Source organism: Erythrobacter sp. JB1-4 (assembly GCF_057365025.1).
The window spans coordinates 1,833,655-1,848,333 of record NZ_CP200292.1; the positions used below are offsets into that span (position 1 = coordinate 1,833,655).

General features: G+C 54.1%; 16 protein-coding genes. 12 read left to right on the forward strand and 4 right to left on the reverse strand.

Going from position 1 to position 14,679, the window contains the following annotated elements:
- Positions 1-48: 48 nt before the first annotated feature.
- Both AC0V61_RS08550 and AC0V61_RS08555 read right to left on the reverse strand, forming a co-directional pair.
- Complete coding sequence (locus AC0V61_RS08550; RefSeq protein ID WP_486156827.1) at positions 49-330, reverse strand: hypothetical protein; 282 nt, start codon at positions 328-330, stop codon at positions 49-51.
- 181 nt (positions 331-511) lie between these two features.
- Positions 512-982, reverse strand: coding sequence for a lasso peptide biosynthesis B2 protein (locus AC0V61_RS08555; protein WP_486156828.1), 471 nt, complete (start codon positions 980-982; stop codon positions 512-514).
- A 144-nt stretch (positions 983-1,126) separates the two neighbouring features.
- On the opposite strand from AC0V61_RS08555, the gene AC0V61_RS08560 reads away from it, so the two are divergent.
- The 4 genes from AC0V61_RS08560 to AC0V61_RS08575 all read left to right on the forward strand — a co-directional run bounded on the left by AC0V61_RS08560 (position 1,127) and on the right by AC0V61_RS08575 (position 4,828).
- A complete protein-coding gene (locus AC0V61_RS08560; RefSeq protein WP_486159505.1) occupies positions 1,127-2,977 on the forward strand; it encodes an asparagine synthetase B family protein in 1,851 nt (616 codons plus the stop codon).
- A 2-nt stretch (positions 2,978-2,979) separates the two neighbouring features.
- The gene (locus tag AC0V61_RS08565; protein ID WP_486156829.1) at positions 2,980-3,108 is read left to right on the forward strand and encodes a lasso RiPP family leader peptide-containing protein; all 129 of its coding nucleotides are present in this window, start codon (positions 2,980-2,982) and stop codon (positions 3,106-3,108) included.
- 535 nt (positions 3,109-3,643) lie between these two features.
- Complete coding sequence (locus tag AC0V61_RS08570; RefSeq protein WP_486156830.1) at positions 3,644-4,519, forward strand: hypothetical protein; 876 nt, start codon at positions 3,644-3,646, stop codon at positions 4,517-4,519.
- A 27-nt stretch (positions 4,520-4,546) separates the two neighbouring features.
- Entirely contained in the window at positions 4,547-4,828 is a 282-nt protein-coding gene (locus AC0V61_RS08575) for a PqqD family protein (protein WP_486156831.1), read from the forward strand.
- A gap of 13 nt (positions 4,829-4,841) precedes the next feature.
- Here AC0V61_RS08575 and AC0V61_RS08580 read toward each other — a convergent pair whose 3' ends face one another.
- Together AC0V61_RS08580 and AC0V61_RS08585 are read right to left on the reverse strand one after the other, a co-directional pair.
- Positions 4,842-6,497, reverse strand: a complete 1,656-nt coding sequence (locus tag AC0V61_RS08580; RefSeq protein ID WP_486156832.1) for an ABC transporter ATP-binding protein — start codon at positions 6,495-6,497, stop codon at positions 4,842-4,844.
- Positions 6,494-7,651, reverse strand: coding sequence for a nucleotidyltransferase family protein (locus tag AC0V61_RS08585; RefSeq protein ID WP_486156833.1), 1,158 nt, complete (start codon positions 7,649-7,651; stop codon positions 6,494-6,496). Before AC0V61_RS08585 ends, AC0V61_RS08580 begins: the two co-directional genes overlap by 4 nt.
- A 213-nt stretch (positions 7,652-7,864) precedes the next feature.
- Here AC0V61_RS08585 and rfbA point away from each other — a divergent pair, with 213 nt between their 5' ends.
- The 8 genes from rfbA to AC0V61_RS08625 all read left to right on the forward strand — a co-directional run bounded on the left by rfbA (position 7,865) and on the right by AC0V61_RS08625 (position 14,516).
- A complete protein-coding gene (rfbA, locus tag AC0V61_RS08590) occupies positions 7,865-8,755 on the forward strand; it encodes a glucose-1-phosphate thymidylyltransferase RfbA (protein ID WP_486156834.1) in 891 nt (296 codons plus the stop codon).
- On the forward strand, positions 8,752-9,294 hold the full coding sequence (rfbC, locus tag AC0V61_RS08595) for a dTDP-4-dehydrorhamnose 3,5-epimerase (protein WP_486156835.1): 543 nt from the start codon (positions 8,752-8,754) through the stop codon (positions 9,292-9,294). Before rfbA ends, rfbC begins: the two co-directional genes overlap by 4 nt.
- A complete protein-coding gene (gene rfbD, locus AC0V61_RS08600) occupies positions 9,294-10,151 on the forward strand; it encodes a dTDP-4-dehydrorhamnose reductase (RefSeq protein ID WP_486156836.1) in 858 nt (285 codons plus the stop codon). Before rfbC ends, rfbD begins: the two co-directional genes overlap by 1 nt.
- Entirely contained in the window at positions 10,144-11,199 is a 1,056-nt protein-coding gene (gene rfbB, locus AC0V61_RS08605) for a dTDP-glucose 4,6-dehydratase (protein ID WP_486156837.1), read from the forward strand. The genes rfbD and rfbB overlap by 8 nt, the downstream gene beginning before the upstream one ends.
- A gap of 23 nt (positions 11,200-11,222) precedes the next feature.
- Positions 11,223-11,600: a hypothetical protein gene (locus AC0V61_RS08610; RefSeq protein WP_486156838.1), complete on the forward strand. Its 378-nt coding sequence runs from the start codon at positions 11,223-11,225 to the stop codon at positions 11,598-11,600.
- On the forward strand, positions 11,570-12,025 hold the full coding sequence (locus AC0V61_RS08615; RefSeq protein ID WP_486156839.1) for a hypothetical protein: 456 nt from the start codon (positions 11,570-11,572) through the stop codon (positions 12,023-12,025). Before AC0V61_RS08610 ends, AC0V61_RS08615 begins: the two co-directional genes overlap by 31 nt.
- 88 nt (positions 12,026-12,113) lie before the next feature.
- A complete protein-coding gene (locus AC0V61_RS08620; protein ID WP_486156840.1) occupies positions 12,114-13,094 on the forward strand; it encodes a hypothetical protein in 981 nt (326 codons plus the stop codon).
- Between the two features lie 84 nt (positions 13,095-13,178).
- A complete protein-coding gene (locus tag AC0V61_RS08625) occupies positions 13,179-14,516 on the forward strand; it encodes a polysaccharide pyruvyl transferase family protein (RefSeq protein WP_486159507.1) in 1,338 nt (445 codons plus the stop codon).
- Positions 14,517-14,679 lie beyond the last annotated feature (163 nt).

Here is a 14,679-nt window from a genome sequence, read left to right on the forward strand (position 1 = left end):
ACCCGCGCGCTCCCTCTTTGTCAGTCGAAACCGACTATCGCTTAGCGATTAAGCGCCTGGCGATTGTGTTTCGTCGTCGTCGTTCTCGCTTGAGACGATGACAACTGCACCGATCACAGCTGCTGCTGCGAAGATACCGATGACGATGCCAGGTACGCCAACAATGCCTTCGCCTTCGTCAGCACGGCCAAGGCCGGGCTGAGCTGCAGCGCTGCTGGAGTATACTGGTGCCGAATCGGCGGCGCGAGTGTTTGCCTGAGCAGTGATTGGCGCAAGTGCCAAGCCAGCTGCTGCGGCGGTCATGATTACTTTGGAAGTAGTTTTGAACATCAATCCTGCCCTCTTGATGAGTGGTTTCACGTAGTTTGTTAGTGCAGTGCAACACGTTTGACAACAGCGTCATGAAAAAAAGGGTAAACGAAGTGCTAATACCCGCCGCTTGCCTTGCAAATTGTGCCTTTTGCGAAGGCCACCGGCGGCCACCGATGGCTATTTTATAACGGTTAGGCGGTTAATCGGCGCGAATCGATTCGGTCAAAATTGGCGCATATCGATCGATGTCTCCCCCCGTGACCACGCAATCACCGTGCATAAGCCAGGCATGGGCACCAAACTTCCCATCAGCAGGATTCTCCACTCCAATCTGAATCTCAGAATACGCTTCAAACGAAGACAGCCAATTTTGCGCAGCTATCGCCTGGATTACGCAATCACTGCGCCACGGTAGCTTGTCTGACAGGCGAGGAATTACAAATGCGATCCGCGCCAAGACAGCCTCAGTTATGGTGTTCTCTTGATTTGCAGCCGCTCTTGCCTGCTTGTTGCGTTCAGGAATCGCCTTTGCCTCTAACTTTGAAAAGATGAGCCGGGCGCGGACCAGCTCGGCAAATGCTCTAAACGTATATGTAAGCATCCAAGGCAGATCACGCAGACGCGGCTGCTTCGCACTTTTCGGGACATGAGGAGATTGCGCCAAATTCATGATCTGCCTAATACCCCGCAACTATGGATGTGGGGCTCTATTATCGCCTTACGTTAGCATCAAACGTCATACGGGATTAGCACTTTGTCGGTCATTTGCGCCATCTTTTCGGCTGACGGTGTGCAAAAGCAAGACGCCCAGACCATGCTTGCCTCTTTGCAAGCCTATCCACACGATGCACACGGAAGCTGGACCTGCGATCGGATGGCACTTGCGGCCTGCACCGTCCACACCACAAGCGAATCTCACATGCAGCCCCAGCCGATGGTTACGTCTGATGGCAAGGTGGCTTGTGTGTTTGATGGCTATCTGATCAACCACGAAGAGGTCGCTAAAGATATTGTAAGTCGTGGCGGGGAGCTAACCAATCGTTCCGACGTTGAGATTGCTCTTCGCGCATATGAGATTTGGGGCGACGGTTGTGCAGAGCGCTTGCAGGGTGAGTTTGCTCTTATCATCGCGGACATGCGTCACGGACGCCTTTTTGCAACGCGCGACCATTTGGGCTTTGTTCCGCTTTACTTTCTGCAAGAAGACACCCGGCTGATTATCGCCTCAGACTTCAGGGCAATTGCCGCACTTAAACCCAAGGTGTTAGAGCCAAACCTTCGGTACCTTGCGCAAACCCTCACCAATCGGTGGTATCTGCGTGAAGAGACGGCCTGGAAACAAATACATAGGCTTAAGCGCGCTCACTATCTGAGTTTTGACGGTAAAGGCGTTAAGGAAACTCAATATTGGACACCGCCCACCGAGGTGACGATCCGATATAAAAGCGACGCTGAGTACGCGGAACACTACCGTGAAATCCTGTTCGATTGTGTGCGTCGGTCTTCGCGCGCTCATGAGAAGGTCGCAGTTGCTGTCAGCGGCGGGCTTGATTCGTCTGCAATTTTCTCTGTTGCGAACGCATTAGAACAAGATGACCATTGGCAAGCGCCCGGCTTTCGCGGGTATTCGCTTGCGGCGGCGGAAGGAAGCAATGCCTTTGAGCTTCCCTACGCAAGAGCGGCAGCAGCAAATGTCGGCCGCGACCTAAGCGAGCTGCCCTTGTTCGACCCAGAAATCGACTATTACACCAAGGATGGCCAATGGCACATGGATCTGCCCAGTCCCTCCAATGGAGCGATGATGCTGACGATGGAGCAGCAGGCGGTCGATGATGGTTCGCGAGTGATGATCAATGGGATCGGCGGTGATGAGTGGTTGCAGGGTCATGCTCATACCTATCCCGAATTTCTCGATGCTGGCGATGTGCGCGGGTATGCCCGCGCCTTTCGTAGCGAGGTGTCTGCCTTCGGATTCCTGACTGCGGCCACACAGTGCTTACGACAAACCACCGGGTGGCTTATGCCGGTGGGCATGAGAGACGCTGTGCGCCGCCGTATGCGTGAACGGCGCCGCAAGCACGACAAGGCTTTAAGTTGGCTCGCTCCAGAATTGCGCGCAGCGTTGAAAGAAGCAGAGGAAGAGTTCGAGGCATCGTTACCGAGCGATCCCGTCGAGTGGTCGAAAGTAAATCTTGCTACCACTCCGCGCGGCGACCTTACCCATTCCATGATGCGCCGCCAGAGAAACAGGATTGGCCTCGAATCGCGCCACCCCATGCTCTACCGATCGTTCATAGAATTTTCCCTTGCAACACCGGCACATATCAAAAGACGCGGTGATGTTGCCAAGGTTACTCACCGTTTGGCCATGGCGCCCTATCTGCCTGATAAGGTCCTTAATCGTACAACGAAGGCTAACTTCACTAACACGAAAATTGATCACCAGTTTGCCGAGTATGTCCGCGCGACCGCTCCGCAAAGATTAGCGCAATTGTGCGATACGCAGGGCTTGAAACAGATTTTGGACATAGATTTCCGGGGTCCAGAAGGAGATTATTGGGCTTGGGAAATTTGGGGTCTTTACGCTTCCGCAGCATTTTTGTATCAAGCTAACCGAACACACGGAATTAACCCTGCCACTGGGGTGCAATTGGACAGGAAATGACAATGAATAAGACTTTTGAAAAAGCTAAATACGAAGCTCCAAAGCTGACCGTTTTCGGTTCAGTTCGCAACCTGACCGGTGGCAGCCAAACACGTTTCCGTGACGGCGGCGCATCAAACTCACGCTTCTAATTCGGATTGCTCTGTCTACTGCTTTAGGCAGATCACAAACGAAAAGTTGAAGGCATCCGTAAAGGGTGCCTTTTTCTTTTGCACGTCCCAAATGCCTGATTTTCTACGCTAAATTTGCGGCAGGGTCAGTTCGTGATCGCATGGGCCTGAGGTTTACGACGTGTGATCAATTCTGAGGCGCATCGATCATTGGGCTGGCTTCTTGCGCCATTTCGGCGGCACTGCATGCGCCCCGCCATCTTGCCAACTTCAAGAGCGAGCAATCAGTGTGAGATGACCATACCGATGCGCATCCGGCAGCCAGGCGATGTCAGCGATCGTTTCAAGAATCATCCTTAATGATTCGCACCTAGTTTTGCCGCATTCGGCAACACCAGGATGATGCAATGCAGCATAATAAGCTCGAATATCGCGGTAAAAATGCAACAAATTGTATCGAAATTTGGGCTCAAGGCGAAGATCATGCTGCACGCGCGATCAAGAGGGGCGGGACTAAGCATAGAGTATCAACCCGGTTGCGGTTAGAGCGATTGTCATGAACTGGGAAAGCCAAACCGCCTGCCATCAAATGGAATTGCCAAGCGAACCGTATGATCGCTGGGTTTCGCCTGCCGGCGTATGTATGGCCGAGTTTCATCGCGATGGAGCAGATTTTCTAGTCCGCTTTCCCCGCCAAGCTGACTTTCGCCTCACGCCAGATGGCGACAGCTTCAAAATCACCGGTTGTCCGGTGCCTGACTGTGACTTCCAAACCCTGACCAATCTGTTTCACAACGCGATAGAGCCCATACTTGGAAATCATAGCGGCGGGCTCTTTTTGCATGGCAGCGCTGTCATGCTTCCCGCCATTGGGTCCAATCCCCAAGATGAGGGCGTCATCGCTTTTCTCGGACTTTCGAGGGGTGGCAAAACGACGCTCGCAGGTTCATTTGCTCGTGCCGGTTACCCTTTCCTGACTGAAGACGTGATTGACTTGAGACGAGACGAGGACCGCTATTGGCTCCAGCCCAAACGCTCCAAGCTCAGGTTGTTTGCAGACAGTGCGCGTTTTCTGCTTGGTGAAGACACCGCTTTTGAAGACGATAATATGAAACAGGACGTGGAGGCCGGAGCCGCGCTTCCTTTTGCGAAAACACACGCGCCACTGCGCCAGATATACTTGCTGGGGACCGATCACAGTGCGGCTTTGTCGATCCGCCGATTGTCAAATCAAGAAGCCTTAAGCGCGCTGATGCCTCATGCTTTCATTCTCGATGTAACGGACAAGGCGCGGCTTAAAGGTCACTTCACGCGCATGGCTGACCTGTCTCAGGACATTGCCTGTTATGCCCTTGACTTTACCCGCGAGTATGACGAGTTGCCGCGGGTGAGAGAGGCCGTGCTTAAGGCCTACTCTGGTCTTTCGACCTGAAGTTAAGGGCTTGATTGAGGTACAATAATGCAACTCACTGATCAAATTACGGTGTCGGACGATGTCGTCACCCGTGAAGTGGGCGGAGAGCTTGTGCTTCTTGATCTGAACTCGGGCCAGTATTTTGGCTTGGACGCCGTCGGTGGACGAGTTTGGGAGCTGCTTTCAGATACCCCGCGCAAACTCAGCGAATTGTGCGATCATATTGAAAACGAATTCGATGCACCGCGCGATCAGATCGAAGCAGATTTAACGGCTCTTGCCGCTCAGCTGAAAGATCAAGAGCTGATCTCAAGCGAAGCATCTTAGGCGCGATCTGGGATTAGGCGCTCATAGTCACGCCTGATGGACTTAACTTGATAACTCGGTCCGCTAGCGACAGGCTTGCGGGACGATGGGTTATCAAGATGACGGTCCGGTCTTGTAGCACGTTGACGCATTCCTCAATAAAGGCCGCCTCGCTTTCGAGGTCGTACATGCTTGTTGCTTCATCCAAGATCAGTATTGGCGGATCGCGGAAGAGAGCCCTTGCAAGAGCAATCCGCTGACGCTGCCCACCTGATAGTTTGACACCGTGATCGCCAATTTCAGTATCAAGTCCGTCTGGAAGGTCGGCTAAGAAACGATCAACCTGGGCGAGCCTTGCAGCTTCTGCAATTCGAGCTTCGCGGTCTTCGGTTTCCTGCCCGAAGGCGATGTTGTCTGCGATTGAACCGTTAAACAGAAGCGCGCGCTGTGGGACATAGCCAAATTGGCGTCTAAATTGTTGGACCTGAAATTCATGAAGGCCGGTGCCATCAAGGGTAATTTGTCCAGACTGAGGCTCATAAAATCGCAGCAAAAGCCTCACCAGAGTGGACTTGCCGACACCGTTTTCGCCGGTGACAGCAAGGGTTTCTCCTGCAGCAATTGTGAGGTTGAGATTGTCGAGAACACAGGGGCGACCGGGGTAGCTAAAGCTTACGTCCTTGAAGGTGATTGCGCCTTTTGCGCGCTCGATCCGTTTGCCGCCGTCGTGGCCGGTCTCAGGCTGAAACGCAAAAACAGTCTCAAGCCGCGCAAGTGTCCCGCGAGCCATTTGATATGAGGAATACATGCTCGCCAAAGCGCCTGCGGGCCGGGTGAGAAGCGCTGCGTATAGGAGAAATGCGAACACTTCTGATGCAGATGATGCTTCGCCGCTCAGATATCCGCTGCCGATGACAAGAACGCCGATTGCCGCAAGCGCTGCGATCAATGCCATGAGCGGTCCGATTATGGCCTTGAGCTGCGCTTGTTTGAGGGCGTATTCTCTTGCTGTCTCTGCTGCTTTACCGAAGGCTGCACGGTGATGTTCTTCAGTTGCAAAAGCCTTGATCGCCGGGAGGATCTCTAAATCGCGCTCGGCAATTGCAACCAATTCGACTTCGGCGGCGCGAACTTTGCCGGAAAGGCCTCGCAACTGGCGCCCTGTAAGCCTGATCATGACTGCAAAAGCTGGGACGAGCAGTGGGACAATGAGCGCCATCACCGGATCTATCCAGTAAAGGATCGCGATCGCACCAAGGGTGGTGAGTAGGATTGCAGGGGCATTGGCAAGAGTGCTTGCCAAAAAGTCGCTCAAATTGCCGACTTCGTAGGAGGTCAGAGCCAAAACGTCTCCAGAACGTTGCTCGTCGTGGAAGGAAAGCGGCATGATCTGCACGTGCTCGTATATCCGCTTGCGAAGATCAGTAAGGATGCGGGTTGATGCCCGTTCTGATTGGATGGCTGCGGCAATGTTCAGTCCAGTCAGCAATGCGAGCACCACGACCAGGATTAATAATGTCCGGCTCAAGTCAGGCGCGCTTAGCGATGATGTCACAACGCCGCCCAGAGCCTGTGCTGCCAGCCAAGGGACAGCAAGAGTGGCAACAGAACTCAGCAGCGTGAGGGCGCTTATCCCAGCAAGCTGCCAGCGAAAACGCTTTGCCCAATCAAGCCAAAAGCCGACGCTCACCGCGAGCCTACCTTGCGAAATGCGCGCGCCGCGGTCTCTAACAACATGCGAAATTGAAGAAATGGGGTCGGCCAATTTTCGGCTGCGGGATACTTTTCCAAAAGGTGCTCACGCGGAGGAAAGGCACGAGTTGAAAGCAGACGGCTTTTCTTGTCAAAAGAGTCAGCCGCTCTCAGGTCAATCCAGAACTGGGTCAAACTATCGGGATTGGCGAAGTATTTCGATAGGGTCGCGTTCAGGGGCGTGGCTTCGAGTGAGGCCAGAACGTCGGCGGGAACCTCATTGGCCAGATCACTCTCCACTCCGCGCAGCGCCTCTGCGACCAGCGCGCCAACACCATGTGAGGTGCAATGCTGAACGAGCCTTCGCCAGTCGTCATCTGCCATGCTTTGACACAACAAATCCAAATCAACAGACCAGATAAGCCGCCTTGGGCTAGACAATCTGCCACTTTCAGAGTGGTAACCATGTAGCGCGTGCCATTTTTGGTTGATTGTCGCATGGAGGATCATGAGAGCTGGATCAGGTCTGCGTGCTGCGGGATGCAGGCGAGGAAGATCTCTCACATCTTCAAAAAATGCATCAAGCGGCAGAATGCCTTGAAGCACTGGCCGGTCTGAGGGCTCCCAATGAAGATCGATTGAATGCACAAAGAAACCAGCTGAATCGAAAAGCCACCCTTCTTGGTAATACAAACCGTGAGGATCCTCTTTGCGATACCAGCCGAGTGACTGGAGGATGGACCGGGTCTTTTGATGGTCTTTGGGTCGCACAAGCAAATCTGTATCGCCGCGCCTGCGTGTCGCCGGTTCCTCGTGGAGTGAATAGGCGAGAGCTGTGCCTTTCATCAAAACCGCCTCAACACCCGCTGAATCTAACTCTTCGATCACGCGTGAAATCGCTTTGTGATGGGTGGTTTCCCATAGAGCGATCAGACGCGCCTCCTCCGTCATGCGCTCAAGCAATTGTGTTGGCCATTCGCGCAGCTTATCAATGTGGGTGCTAAGCAGGAATGCGACGCCGTGGTATTCAATGCGCGCCCAGACCTGATCCCATTGGCTAGCTTCGTCAGACATCCAAGAGGCGCAATTTCCGCCGCGCACGGCCCGAAGCGCCCCTGCTAGGAACTCATCAATGGAAGCTGCATCGCTCATGAGTGGTATCAGTTTGGTCCCTAAATCTGCCTGCTCGCCTCCGCAGGTGTCTCCCTTTGCGACAAAGCTTACAGATTTACCAGCGATAGCATGGTAAGCGACCTCCCGCGGGACATCATGCGCCTTGTGAGAGACATTAAGCCTTGACCCCTCATAGGCATGCTGCAAAGCACAATTTCAGCTTTTGGGTTAGGGACAATCAGGGCAATCAACGTGACAAAACCGCGCAAGGGAATAATCCTCGCAGGGGGATCGGGCACGCGGCTTTATCCGCTGACAAAAGGTGTCTCCAAACAGCTGATGCCGATCTTCGATAAGCCGATGATCTATTATCCGCTGAGCACTTTGATGCTCGCCGGAATTCAGGATATTTTGATCATCACAACACCTGAGGATGCAGCCCAGTTTCAGCGTGTGCTCGGCGATGGATCGGATTTTGGGGTAAACCTCTCCTACGCGCAGCAGCCCAAGCCCGAGGGCCTCGCGCAAGCCTTTCACATCGGCGCAGACTTTGTGTCAGGGGGGCCAAGCGCGCTGATTTTGGGCGACAATATTTTCTACGGGCACGGTCTTCCCGACATTTTGCAAAGCGCCAATGCGAGGGATGAGGGGGCGAGTGTTTTTGCCTATCGCGTGACCGATCCAGAGGCATTTGGCGTGGTAGAGTTTGATCCATCGGGTAAGGCGATCTCTATCGAGGAAAAGCCGAAAGAGCCCAAATCCAACTACGCGGTCACCGGCCTTTATTTCTATGACGAAACGGTCGTGGACCGGGCGCGCGATCTGAAACCATCACCGCGCGGCGAACTGGAAATCACTGATCTCAACCGCCTTTATCTCGACGAAGGTTCGATGTCGGTTGAGATTATGGGGCGCGGGTTTGCCTGGCTTGATACGGGCACGCACGCCTCGCTTTTGGATGCCGCGACCTATGTGCGCATTACAGAAGAGCGGCAGGGTCTTAAGATTGCCTGTCCTGAAGAAATTGCATGGCGACAGGGCTTTATCAGCGATGCGCAGCTTGCTGAGATTGCTGAACCTTTGCGCAAATCGGGTTACGGCGAGTACCTTCTCGCGCTTTTGGAAAAGCCGGTTTTGCCGTGAACATTGTTGAGACCCAAATTGATGGCCTCCTGATTTTCGAGCCGCGCGTGTTCGGGGATGAACGCGGGTTTTTCATGGAGACATGGAATGAAGCTGCGTTCAAAGAGGCTGGGCTCAACCTAACCTTTGTTCAGGACAACCACAGCCGCTCGCAAAAAGGGGTGCTGCGGGGACTGCATTTCCAAAATCCTGGTCCGCAAGGAAAGCTGGTGCGCGTGACCAATGGCGCGGTCTTCGATGTCGCGGTCGATCTGCGCAAAAGCTCGCCCACGTTTGGAAAATGGGCAGGCGTTGAGCTTTCAGCTGAAAACAAGCGCATGTTCTTTGTGCCAGAGGGCTTTGCGCACGGCTTTCTGACCCTCGCTGACGACACCGATTTTCTCTACAAATGCACCGCGCCTTACGCCCCTGCCTCAGAGCATACGCTGGCTTGGGATGACCCATCTGTTAGGATTGAATGGCCGGTCTCCTCCCTTGATCCGATCATCTCTGACAAAGACGCTAAGGGTCTGGCGCTTGCAGATGTGGCGGTGTTTTGATGAGGGTTCTGATTACAGGGGCTGGTGGGCAATTGGGCAGGGCGCTTCAAGCGACGGCCCCGGAGCACGCGGATATTACGGCAATTGATGTCGATGATGTAGACCTCACTGACAGCGCGATGCTGACTGCGCGGCTTGCGGTTGAAGGTCCTGAGGTGATCATCAACGCAGCCGCCTACACCGCAGTTGATAAGGCCGAAGACGAAGAGGACTTGGCCCTTGCGATCAATTCAGGCGCAGTGGCCGTTATGGCGGATGCCATGGGGCAAACGGGCGGCAAGCTTGTGCACGTCTCGACCGATTTCGTATTCGATGGAACCTCTAAAGCCGCGTACCAGCCGGGTGATGCACGCGCCCCGATCAGTGCCTATGGCCGCACCAAAGCGGCTGGTGAAGATCATGTTCGAGATATCGATATCCTTGTGCGGACGGCCTGGGTCTATGCCGCAGGCGGTGCAAATTTCGTGCGCACGATGATCCGCCTTATGAACGAGCGTGACGAGCTGGGAGTGGTTGCCGATCAGGTAGGCGCGCCCACCTGGGCGACAGGCTTGGCTGAGACGATCTGGGGTTTGCTTGCCAAAGATGCGTCCGGAACTTTCCACCACAGCGATGCGGGCGAGGCCAGCTGGTATGATTTTGCGGTCGCCATCGCCGAAGAAGCGCATGAGTTGGGCCTGATCGGGAGTATCCCGACGATCAAGCCGATCACAACATCAGACTACCCGACACCTGCCGCGCGCCCTGCATTTTCGTTGCTTGATAGCAGCGCCACGCGCGCGGTTCTTGGTGACACACACACGCCATGGCGCGAGAATTTGCGAACCATGCTGAAAGAGGAAAAAGCTCTTGGCTAATCTGCTGGTCACTGGCGGCGCCGGGTTTATAGGCGGCAACTTCGTGCATTATTGGAATGCGCATCACCCGGACGATCATGTGATCGTGCTCGATGCGCTCACCTATGCGGGCAATGCCTCAACCATTGAGGGCGCACCCTCGGCGGAGCTTATCGAAGGCGATATTCGCGATCAGGAATTGGCCGAAAAGCTCCTGCGTGAGCGCGATATCAGCACCATTGTGCACTTTGCGGCGGAAAGCCATGTGGACCGCTCTATCACAGGGCCCGATGCGTTTATCGACACCAACATCCTTGGCACCAACTCGCTCTTGAAGGCGGCGCGGGCGGTTTGGCTTGATGGTGATGGCAAAGACCACCGTTTCCATCACATCTCGACCGATGAGGTTTACGGGTCGCTCGGTCCCCAAGACCCCGCGTTTAGCGAGACGACTGCCTACGCGCCGAACTCACCCTATTCGGCTTCGAAAGCCGCGTCGGACCATCTGGTACGCGCCTACCACCACACTTATGGTTTGAACGTCACTACCAGCAATTGCTCGAACAATTATGGGCCGTATCAATATCCCGAAAAGCTGATCCCCTTGTTCTTGCTCAATGCTTTGTCGGACAAGAACTTGCCCATATACGGCGATGGGATGAATGTACGCGATTGGTTGCATGTTGAGGACCATTGCCGTGGGATTGAGGCGTGCCTTGAAAAAGGCGTACCCGGCGAAACCTACAATATCGGAGGCGGGGCAGAGCTGCCCAATCTTGAAGTGATTGCGGCAATCTGCCGCGAGGTTGATTTGGCCTTTGAGGAAGTGGACGGGCTTGCTGATCGTTATCCTGATGCGCCAGCCGCCAAGGGTCAGAAGAGCGAGACGCTCAAGACCTTTGTGACCGACCGTGCTGGTCATGATCGCCGGTATGCTATTGATGAGACAAAGGCGCGCGGTGAGCTTGGTTATGCCGCAACGCGCAGCTTTGATGAGGGCCTTCGCCAGACCCTGCGCTGGTATCTTGATAATGAAAAGTGGTGGCGGCCACTTTTGCAAACACACTGAATTTCGCTTCACAGGAGCTAACAATGTTGAAATCGACAGCCCGCGCACTTCGCAATGCGTTCAACGCGGCAAGAGCGGGCAATGATTACCCTAAGCTGATCAAATACCGCGCGATTGAGCGGCCGCATTATGGCTATATCGTTTATTGGGCCGCGGACCTTGCAAAGCGGCTCAAGATTGACCGCATCAGCCTGCTTGAATTCGGCGTTGCGGGTGGTAACGGCCTTTTGAGCCTTGAGGAGCACGCTAAGCGGGTGAGCCAAATCACGGGCGTTTCTTTTGAGATCTACGGCTTTGACACAGGCGGCGGTTTGCCGCCCCCCGCGATTACCGCGATGTCGCATTCTTCTGGCAGAGCGCTCACTATAAAATGGATCGGGCAGCCCTCGATGCGCGTTTGACGACCGCCAAATTGGTGATCGGTGATGTGTCAGAGACCACCACGGACTTCGTGGAGAAGTTCAATCCAGCGCCAATTGGCGCAGCGGCCTTCGACGTTGACTACTATTCGTCGACAATGGACGCGCTGAAAATCTTCGATGTTCCCAGCGAATACCGTTTGCCGCGCATTCAGTGTTATTTCGATGACATCACAGGACATGACTTGGCGCCAATTGGTATTGGCATGGGAATGCCGCTTGCGATTGATGACTTCAATGCTGCCAACAAAGGCTCGCGCGCACTCTCGCCTTTGCGCCATATGGAATACCATTATGCGCCTGCGCAGCCGTGGCACCACCGGTTATATAACTTCGCGGATTTCAATCATCCGCGCTTTAACGATTATATTCTGGAAACCGACAACCAGCTTCCGCTCGATATTTAATGGGCTCCTATGCAGCTGACCGGGATTGCCCATAGTCAGCGAGGAGATGAGGCGGTATACTCACCCGGGATTTTGAAGGCCACGTACCATGTCACGTTTTGATTACTTGCTCGACCGGATTGCAGACGCGCCCTTTGCCGCGGACCCTTTTCGCCATGTCTACATTACGGAATTTCTAAAGCCGGAAGATTTCGCGGCCATCGTTGGCTCCCCTGAAATCAACCTGCCAGCCGTGAATAGCGATGAAGAGCTGTTTGAGACCTTGGATGGTGCTGGCTATAAGATCATCGAATTTCCTGGCTGTATCACCGATAAGCAGGACTATATCGACTGGCACAAGACGGGCAAAACTGACCGATATCATAGCTCGGCGTGCGAAGGGTTTGGCATTACGTTGAGGCTCTATGGCCCCGAGACGCCGATCCTCAACGACCTAATTGAATTCCTCTCAAGCGATGCGTTCAACAAGGCACTGGCTGACAAATTCGATCTCGATTTTGGTCGCTGCAAGACCGATAACGGTATTCAAAAATATCTCGACGGCTATGAGATCAGCCCGCATCCCGATATTCGGCGCAAAGCGGCTACGTTTATGGTCAATATCAACCCGCACGAGGGTTCCGAGGCGCTTGACCACCATACGCATTATCTGACCCTTAAAGACGAGCATAAGCGCGTTCGCGAGTTTTGGGATGCCAATGTGGACACAGAACGCTGCTGGATCCCGTGGGATTGGTGTAACGATGTGAAGACCCAGCCGGAAAACAATTCCATCGTGCTCTTCGCGCCTGGAAACGACACCATGCACGCAGTGCGCGCGCATTACGACCATTTGGCGGGTCAGCGCACGCAGCTTTACGGTAACCTTTGGTACAAAGATGTGGGTGACCTCCCGCCGCATGATTGGGAGCTGTTTGATCTTGAGCGTGGTAATCTCACTTGGGGCGGTATCAAACAGAAGCTCCGCAGCAACCTGCCAGAACCAGTCCTCTCGCTTGTTCAAAAAGCACGCGGGCGCGATGCAAAAGGCAAGCAAGCAGCAGATGTGGGCGAGCGCAACTACCAATAGGCTGAGGAAAGGCCCTGCGGGTCTCAGGCCGCCAATTTTGCCCAAAACGCGGCCCGGCTGGTATCTAGGATAAGCACATTGACGATGAATCCTGAGATCGCCTCAGCGCCTAAAAAGATCGGCTTTGTCGGCACGTTCGATGTCGCCAATTATGGCGATTGCCTATTTCCAGTGGTCTATCAGCACCTGCTTCAAAAACGAATGCAGGGCCTTGAGTTCAGTTACTATTCCCCCTTAGCCCAGGCCGCCCAGATCATGGATTATGGGCCAATAAAACCGCTGCCTGAGAAACTTTCAAAGATAGATTTTGCAGAAGACGCTCTTATCCTTTGCGGGGGCGAGACATTGTGGCTTGGTCATTCTGCGGGAACTTTTAACTTTCCAACATCCACTCTTAGCGCGTTTGCTCGTCTTTGGTTGGGCCCAACAGTGGCGGCGTCGAAAGGCATTACCGATTTTTACGTGCACTGTGTCGGGATGCCCCAAGCACACCTAGAGGCGCCAAGCTCAATTTCGCAGGCTTTGTTGTCTGCCACAAAGGTATGCGTACGCGACGAGATCACTGCAAACAGGTTGGGCAATCAGTTTCCGGTAATGGTGGACCCTGTTTTCGCGCTTTCGACCATGAAGAGCGACGAGGACTGGCTAACTGAGCTTAAGCGATGGCTACCACAAGGTTACACGCCGGGTGGCTATCTTGCCGCTCACATTTCGTCACCTTACCTCAAGAATGATCTGCGCGATTGGTGCGAGCAAGTTTATTCGACCGCGAAAAGTCATGCGATGCCAATTCTCATGGTGCCGGTATGTCACTTCATGGACGACAGGCACACTTTGGAAACCGCCCGGTCAATTTTGATCGAGCTGGGTATCGATGAGGAGAAAGTGCACCTTGCCCCTTTTGAAAGTAAGGACATAATCGCGACCGCTGCCATGTTGGGTATGAGCGGGGGTGTTATCACGAGCTCCCTACATGCCTGTGTCACCGCCGCCTCTTTTGGTGCTCCATTTGCAGGTTATGTCGGCAAGGGCAAAGGCAACGGAAAACATCGCCAGACCCTTCTGGCAGCAGGCATAGATTACGGTATGTCGATGGATATTCCTGATATTTCGAAGACCTTTGCGAATGCGATGGAAAATGACCGGTCTGCTAGCCGGGCAGAGGCTATTTCGCGGGCATTGAGTGGGTTTGAAGAACTGGCTGAAAGCCTCAAGGCGCGGCACGGTTCACCCAATGAGCTTTCACAGGCCACAATCGATGCTGTGCTTCTTGATGATACAGCGCCGACGCGGGACTTGCGTTTCGAGGCAAAACGAACAATCCTTCGGCTGGTAAAGAAGTCAGCATTCTTCGCTGGCTTGTTGACCAAGCGGCGGCGTGCTCGCATGCGGCAGGGCACAGCGCAAAGTAAGGGTCGTTGAGGAACATCGCATGACAACACCAAGCGATCTTCGGCGTATCCCTCCGCCCCGGCCAATTCGGCCGATGCGCCAGACATACCAACGCGCGGCAAACCCGACCCTGCAGGTCATCCCTTTGGTCTTTGTGATCTATTCGTTCCTGCTGTTGCCAATTGAGGTGAAG

Excerpts from the sequence above, each read along its gene's own strand:
- AC0V61_RS08550 (WP_486156827.1), bottom strand. The coding sequence starts at position 330 with ATGTTCAAAACTACTTCCAAAGTAATCATGACCGCCGCAGCAGCTGGC.
- AC0V61_RS08555 (WP_486156828.1), bottom strand. The coding sequence starts at position 982 with ATGAATTTGGCGCAATCTCCTCATGTCCCGAAAAGTGCGAAGCAGCCG.
- AC0V61_RS08560 (WP_486159505.1), top strand. The coding sequence starts at position 1,127 with ATGCTTGCCTCTTTGCAAGCCTATCCACACGATGCACACGGAAGCTGG.
- AC0V61_RS08565 (WP_486156829.1), top strand. The coding sequence starts at position 2,980 with ATGAATAAGACTTTTGAAAAAGCTAAATACGAAGCTCCAAAGCTGACC.
- AC0V61_RS08570 (WP_486156830.1), top strand. The coding sequence starts at position 3,644 with ATGAACTGGGAAAGCCAAACCGCCTGCCATCAAATGGAATTGCCAAGC.
- AC0V61_RS08575 (WP_486156831.1), top strand. The coding sequence starts at position 4,547 with ATGCAACTCACTGATCAAATTACGGTGTCGGACGATGTCGTCACCCGT.
- AC0V61_RS08585 (WP_486156833.1), bottom strand. The coding sequence starts at position 7,651 with ATGAGCGATGCAGCTTCCATTGATGAGTTCCTAGCAGGGGCGCTTCGG.
- rfbD (WP_486156836.1), top strand. The coding sequence starts at position 9,294 with ATGAGGGTTCTGATTACAGGGGCTGGTGGGCAATTGGGCAGGGCGCTT.
- AC0V61_RS08610 (WP_486156838.1), top strand. The coding sequence starts at position 11,223 with ATGTTGAAATCGACAGCCCGCGCACTTCGCAATGCGTTCAACGCGGCA.
- AC0V61_RS08615 (WP_486156839.1), top strand. The coding sequence starts at position 11,570 with ATGGATCGGGCAGCCCTCGATGCGCGTTTGACGACCGCCAAATTGGTG.
- AC0V61_RS08620 (WP_486156840.1), top strand. The coding sequence starts at position 12,114 with ATGTCACGTTTTGATTACTTGCTCGACCGGATTGCAGACGCGCCCTTT.
- AC0V61_RS08625 (WP_486159507.1), top strand. The coding sequence starts at position 13,179 with ATGAATCCTGAGATCGCCTCAGCGCCTAAAAAGATCGGCTTTGTCGGC.